Source organism: uncultured Acetobacterium sp. (assembly GCF_927416815.1).
GTDB lineage: Bacteria > Bacillota > Clostridia > Eubacteriales > Eubacteriaceae > Acetobacterium.
The window spans coordinates 1-6,900 of record NZ_CAKMJU010000089.1 but is presented as its reverse complement, the minus strand read 5'-3'; the positions used below and the strand labels follow the sequence as shown (position 1 = coordinate 6,900).

Here is a 6,900-nt window from a genome sequence, read left to right as displayed (position 1 = left end):
CCCATCGGGTAAGGTAGACCAAACCACCCGTAGTTAGCATTGGAGCTTATTGGGTAACCAATGAGTTTAAGCGTAGGTAAATTGGAAGACTTAGCGAAACGATTTATACTTATCGGATAGTTAGCCAATAACAAATTCCTTTGTAGGATTTGCTATTGGCTTTTTTATTGGCAGTAATTTATCAACTTATTATTGGCACCATTTATTAGCTGTAAATAAAAATAGTAGTGGAAAAAATTATAAAAACGGTTAGAATAGTAGAAGTGCGAATTAATTTGGCATCGATTGTAAAACGATGGAGGAAAAAATTTGTATCAAATAAATTGAAATAGAAACGGTTGGAGGAAGTGGTGTGGATAAACGCAGTGAGTTTTCAAGTAAAATAGGGTTTGTGCTGGCAGCAGCCGGATCAGCAGTAGGATTGGGGAATATCTGGCGCTTTCCCTATTTGGCGGCAAAATACGGTGGGGGGCTATTTCTGGTAATCTACCTGATTTTTGTAGTAACCCTGGGGTTTGCCATTATGACAGCAGAATTGGCAATTGGTCGAAAGACTCAGCTTAGTCCGATGGGGGCTTATCGGGCGCTGGATAAACGCTTTAGTTTTGTCGGTATTATTGCTTCATTGGTGGCATTTCTGATTTTTCCCTATTACAGTGTCATTGGCGGCTGGGTGATCAAATACTTTGTTGTTTTTGTAACCGGTGGCGGCATCGCAACAACCGGTAGTGATTATTTTTCGAGCTATATCGCCCAACCGCTTGAACCGATTATCTGGCAATCTGTTTTTGTGCTGGCGACCACTGTTGTGGTAATCAGAGGAGTCAAGGATGGGATTGAGAAGGCCAGCAAGATATTAATGCCGGTGTTGATTGTGATGTCGGTTTTCTTGTCGATCTATTCGATTATGCAACCTGGGGCGATGGCCGGGGTGTGGTACTTCCTGTATCCGGATCTGGCAAATTTTAGCTTTCAGGCCGTTTTGGCGGCGATGGGACAGATGTTTTACTCATTATCGCTGGCGATGGGGATCATGGTCACCTATGGTTCGTATCTCAGTAAAAAAGAAGATCTGGAAGTTTCAGTTAAGCAAATCGAAATGTTTGATGCCGGCATTGCCATATTAGCGGGTTTTATGATCATCCCAGCAGTTTTCGCCTTCTCAGGAGGAGACCCAGCGGCGCTTAGTAAGGGGCCAGGTTTGATGTTTGTCACCTTGCCCAAGGTATTTGAAAGCATGGGTTTTGGTAATGTAATGGGGGGCGTTTTCTTTTTACTGGTCTTGTTTGCCGCTCTGACATCGTCGATTTCGCTGATGGAAGCGGTGGTAGCAAGTGTCTGTGATCAGTTTAAGTGGGCACGGAAAAAAGGGGTGCTGATCGTTGCAGTGCTAGCGGTGTTGATTGGCATACCATCTTCATTAGGACAAGGAATATGGAGTGAGGTGCTCATTTTTGGCTTCAACTTTCTAGACTTTTTCGATTTTATCACGAATTCGATTCTGATGCCGATTGGTGCATTTTTTACCTGCATTCTTGTTGGTCATGTTCTGGAAACAAAAATAATCACCGACGAGGTCAGACTATCGTCGCCTTTTAAACGCGAAAAACTCTTTATCATCATGGTTAAATATATTGCCCCATTATGTATTGTTGGCATTCTGATCAGTTCAATTTTAGAGGCGATGGGTGTGATTAAGTATTGAAGTCACGGCTGTGAAGACGACAGAAAACGTCCCCATGCCATGGCTGTGTCAAAAAAGCAATCTCTTAAAAGGATTGCTTTTTTTGTTGGTCAGATTAGGTTCAAATAGGGTATAATAAGGGTTAGAATGACTGATATTCAGTATGAAGCAGTGCTAGGCAGAAAAAGGGGTGATTTTTGTTAAAACGATTCAGTTATATTTTGAAAAAATAATCAATCGCATTGCAGAATCTGATAATCTGGAGAGGATCAAAGAAGACGAAACGCTTTTGATGCTGTCAATGTTGGTGCCAATGCTTTTGATGGCGGCGGTGGTCAGTGGAATCATTGGCGTTTACTGGCAGGAGAGTCTGTTGCGGGTTTTAATGGTCGTCAGCAGCTTGTTTTTCTGCGGTTTTTTTATGATGAGCCTGATTCGTCTGAAACTGTCAAACCGTTTAAAAATTCACTTGATGAGTATCATCTTGCTACTAGGATTACTGGCCACATATCTGGCATATTATCAACGCTTCACGATCATTTTTTGGATGATTATCCTGATTATGATCATTATGTCCAACATGATGATCCAACGGATCTTGTTTTGCTACATGATTGGTGGTGGAGCACTTTTTTTTATTGCCAGTCTGTTTTATTACCCGACGGCATCCGTCCAGACAGATCATGCCTTTAACCTGACCCTGCTGGCCGTGCTTTTGTGCATCATTGTCGCCAGTATTATCACCAACCGGATTTATCAACAGATCCTTGTCAAAAAATCAGCAATTAAAGCCGAAGCAGTCAGCCAGAAGGAAGAACTCAACCAACTTTATGATGAGGTGATTGCTCAACAGCAGCAGCTCAAAGCTCAAAATGAACTGTTGCTTGCCTATAATAGTGAGATTGAAGCCAATCAGAAACGGTTGGAATTCCTGGCTTATACCGACACCCTTACCGGGATGCCCAATCGGAAGATGATCCTCGAGCAGATTGAGCTCTTGATTGATCTCAATAATGAGACCTCAAATCGCTTTGCCCTAGTCTTCATTGATCTTGATAATTTTAAAAAAATCAATGATTCAATGGGTCATTGTGCCGGGGATATGCTGCTAAAACAGGTCACCACCCGATTAAAAAATGCGATCGACGAGAAGGACCTGCTGGGTCGTTTGGGAGGGGATGAAATGGCGATTCTGATCCGCCGTCAAATTTCTGACGAAAAAATCCTCGGAGAGACTCAAAAGTTGCTCAATCTGCTGGGAAATCCCTTTAGGCTAGATGACAAATCCGTGATTATGACTGCCAGTTTTGGCATTGCCATTTGGCCGGCGGATGCCAGAAACAGCAACGATCTCCTAAAAGCTGCCGATACGGCGATGTACAAAGCCAAGGAAATGGGAAAAAATTGTGTGCAGTTTTATCGTAAAGAAATGAAGACCGAAGTACTCTATAAGATGGAACTGGAAAACCAGATGATTGAAGCCTTTGAAAAAGAAATGTTTTTTGTCGAATATCAGCCGATTGTTGATGTGGTCGATCAGAATAAATCGAGTTTTGAAGCCCTGCTGCGCTGGGAGGCACCGGGTCGGGGGCTTGTTTCACCGGTTGAGTTTATTCCGATGGCCGAAGAAATCGGCCTGATTAGTGATTTAGGGGAATGGGTGCTGCGACAGGCCTGCGAAAAAATCCGCGAAGTCAAGCAGCAGTTTGACATCGACATTGGTATTGCGGTTAATGTATCGGCTGTCCAGATGAAGCAGCAGGGCTTTCTAGAAGGGATCAAGGCGGTAATCCGGGAAACCGCTACGCCACCGGATAGACTGACCTTTGAGATTACCGAATCGGTGTTTATTGGCAATATGGCACAGGCGTTCAAAATCATTCGGGACTTAAAAGAATTCGGAGTGATGATCTCGCTCGACGACTTTGGCACCGGCTACTCGTCACTGAGTTATCTGATGCAGTTGCCCATTGATGTGCTTAAAATTGATCGCTCCTTTATCGCCGCGATTCAAAAGACCGAAAAAAATAACCGGATTGTTGGCAGCATCATTGAGATGGTTCATGGACTAGGCATTGAGGTGGTGGCTGAAGGGGTCGAAGAAATCCTGCAATTTGATTTCCTCAAAGACAATAAGTGTGACAGAATTCAGGGCTATCTGATGAGCCGACCGCTAGGAGACGCCGCCATGGCTGAATATTTATTGAAACACCAGGATCAAAAATAGCAGAAGAACAGAGGGGGGCGAATGCGATGGAAAAGGGCTTTTGTTATCAAACCCAATTGGGAAAAATTGTTTTAACGGAGAATGGCACCGCCATAACCCGTCTGATTTTTAAAGAAACCTTGCCAGCGGGGGTTCCTTGTATGGAGACCCCGCTTCTAAAAAGAGCCCATCAACAACTCTTAGAATACCTTGACGGCAAACGGCAATGCTTTGAGCTACCGCTATCCCCCCAGGGCACCGACTTTCAGCAAAAGGTCTGGAAAGCCCTCCAGGAGATTCCCTATGGGGAAGTCGTCAGCTACCAGGATATTGCCCGCGCCATCGGCCATGAAAAAGCCTGCCGGGCCGTGGGTGGTGCCAATAACAAGAATCCGATAGCAATCATCATCCCTTGTCACCGGGTGATTGGTGCTAATGGCAGCTTAGTCGGCTATGGCGGCGGGCTGCAGCTCAAAAGAAAGCTATTGGAACTGGAAAAATCGGATTAGTAGAAGAGTTTTTAAAGCGATCTCTGAAAAAGGGGTTGCTTTTTTTGTGGCTCAAATTGTTTGTGTCATCAAAAAAATGCAACTAAAATTTCAATTCAACTAAAAAAATAGTGAACAAAAATAATAAAACGGTTAAAATGATAGAAGTGTGAATTAATTCGAGCGGTGTGGTGTACAAAGAGAAACGAGGGAGGCAGAATATGAAACGAATCATCACTGAATATTTAAAACCCTACTATGGCCGGATGGCCTTTGGGGTATTCTTCAAATTTACCGGTTCGATCATGGATTTGATTATTCCCTCGATTCTGGCGATTATTATTGATCAGGTGATCCCCTTAAATGAGCGGTTGCCGATTTTTTATTGGGGTAGCGTGATGGTAGTCTGTGCGATCATCGGGATGGCCTTTAACATTATTGCCAATCGGATGGCAGCCAGAGTGGCCAGCGATGTCACCGAAGTGATCCGGCATGATCTTTTTGCCAAGGTGATGTATTTTTCTAATCAGCAGATGGAGACTCTGACTAAACCGTCGGTAATTTCTCGCTTAACATCCGACACCTATGTTATTTACCAGATGATTATCCGGATTCAAAGACTAGGCGTTCGGGCGCCGATCATGCTTCTTGGCGGCATCGTTATCACGATGACCCTGGATCCGGTTCTGGCGACGGTGCTAATTGGAATTATGCCGATTATGGCGGTACTGATTACCCTGGTTTCGAGAAAAAGCATGCCGCTTTTTGCTGGTCTGCAACAGACTTTTGACAGTTTTGTACGGCTCGTCAGAGAGGATATCAATGGTATCCGGGTGATCAAGGCGCTATCTAAAACAGACTATGAGAAAAAACGGTTTGAGGTTATTAATACCGATGTCGTAAACCGCGAGAAAAAAGCCCGGATGACGGTGGCGGTGATTTCCCCGGCCATGAATATCTGTCTGAATCTCGGTTTGGTCGGAGTCGTCGTGGTGGGCGCCTACGGCGTCAATAACGGCACCTCAGAAGTGGGAATTATTCTGGCCTTTATGACCTATTTCACTATTATTCTTCATGCCGTTTTAGCCATTTCCAGAATGTTTGAAATGTGGCCAAGAGCCACTGCTTCTGCCGATCGGGTCATCCAGGCGTTAGAAAGTGTCGATGCGTTGGCAGTTCTGGAATTACCCGAAGATATTAAAGCGACTAAAACAAACGCTTTTGTGGAATTTCGAAATGTCACCTTTTCGTATAATAAAGAAGAACCCAATCTGACTGATATTTCTTTTGCACTGGCAAAAGGAGAAACGTTGGGGATTATCGGTGAAACCGGCGCCGGCAAAACGACCCTGCTAAACCTGCTGATGCGGCTTTATGATGTCGATCAGGGGAGCATTACCATTGATGGTCGGGATGTCAGATCGATGAATCCCCGGGAATTGCATCATAAATTTGGGGTGGCCTTTCAGAATGACATGATCTTTGAAGCGACTATTGAGGAAAACATTGATCTGGGCAGAAATCTGTCCACAGCGGCCATTACAGCAGCGATTGACTGTGCCGGAGCCAAAGAATTTGTCGATGACAAGGTCAATAAATCCGGTGAACAGCTGACCATCAAAGGTGCCAACCTCAGTGGCGGTCAGAAGCAGCGGATCCTGATTGCCCGGGCGCTGGCTTCCCGTCCGGAAATACTGGTGTTAGATGATTCATCGAGTTCCCTGGACTATCAAACCGATGCCGCCTTTCGCAAGGCGATTAAGGAAAACTTTGACGCCACCACGATTATTATCGTCGCTCAGCGAGTCAGCTCGATCCGCCATGCCGATCATATTCTGGTGCTTGAAAACGGTGCGGTCATCGGCTACGGCAAACATAAACAGCTGTTGAAGAGCTGTGAAGTTTATCGCGAAATCAGTCATTCACAGATGGGGGTGTCCTGAGATGAGACGATCACAAAAATTCGAAAAACCGCAAAACCGCAAAGGCACTCTGATCCAGTTGGTCGGCTATCTGATGCGTTACAAATGGCGGCTGTTTGCCGCCATCGTCTTAACCATCGGGAGCAACCTGCTGGCGCTGGTGGGGCCGCTGCTTTCGGGCTATGCCATTGACGCCATCGAACTGGGAATCGGTCAGGTCAATTTTTCGCAGGTGTTTTATTACGCCTTCTGGATGGTCGTCTTTTATATCGGCTCAGCGGGACTAACCTATATTCTGGAAGTGCTGATGATCCGGGTTAGCCGTCAGGTTACCTATGCGATGCGCAAAGATGTCTTTAATAAGCTGATGGATCTGCCGGTGGGTTATTTTGATCTGCACCAGACTGGCGATGTCATCAGCCGGATTACCTATGATATTGATACGGTCAATAGTTCGATTTCTAGTGATTTGATCCAGGTAGCCTCGGCAATCATCACCGTCCTGGGCTCCTTTTTGATGATGCTGGCGATCTCGCCCAAACTGGTGCTTGTTTTTGCTTTTACGGTACCAGCCTCAATCTTTATGTCGCGCTACCTGAT

At 45.1% G+C, this 6,900-nt stretch carries 5 protein-coding genes; all 5 read left to right on the top strand.

Annotated elements, in window-relative coordinates:
- Window positions 1-352 precede the first annotated feature (352 nt).
- Window positions 353-1,705, top strand: coding sequence for a sodium-dependent transporter (locus QZ998_RS12295; protein WP_296561010.1), 1,353 nt, complete (start codon window positions 353-355; stop codon window positions 1,703-1,705).
- A 169-nt stretch (window positions 1,706-1,874) separates the two neighbouring features.
- On the top strand, window positions 1,875-3,911 hold the full coding sequence (locus QZ998_RS12290; RefSeq protein ID WP_296561009.1) for an EAL domain-containing protein: 2,037 nt from the start codon (window positions 1,875-1,877) through the stop codon (window positions 3,909-3,911).
- A gap of 26 nt (window positions 3,912-3,937) precedes the next feature.
- The gene (locus QZ998_RS12285) at window positions 3,938-4,399 is read left to right on the top strand and encodes a methylated-DNA--[protein]-cysteine S-methyltransferase (protein ID WP_296561007.1); all 462 of its coding nucleotides are present in this window, start codon (window positions 3,938-3,940) and stop codon (window positions 4,397-4,399) included.
- A gap of 200 nt (window positions 4,400-4,599) precedes the next feature.
- Window positions 4,600-6,321, top strand: a complete 1,722-nt coding sequence (locus QZ998_RS12280; RefSeq protein WP_296561006.1) for an ABC transporter ATP-binding protein — start codon at window positions 4,600-4,602, stop codon at window positions 6,319-6,321.
- A 1-nt stretch (window position 6,322) separates the two neighbouring features.
- A partial coding sequence (locus tag QZ998_RS12275; protein WP_296561004.1) for an ABC transporter transmembrane domain-containing protein occupies window positions 6,323-6,900 on the top strand: 578 nt, incomplete at its 3' end.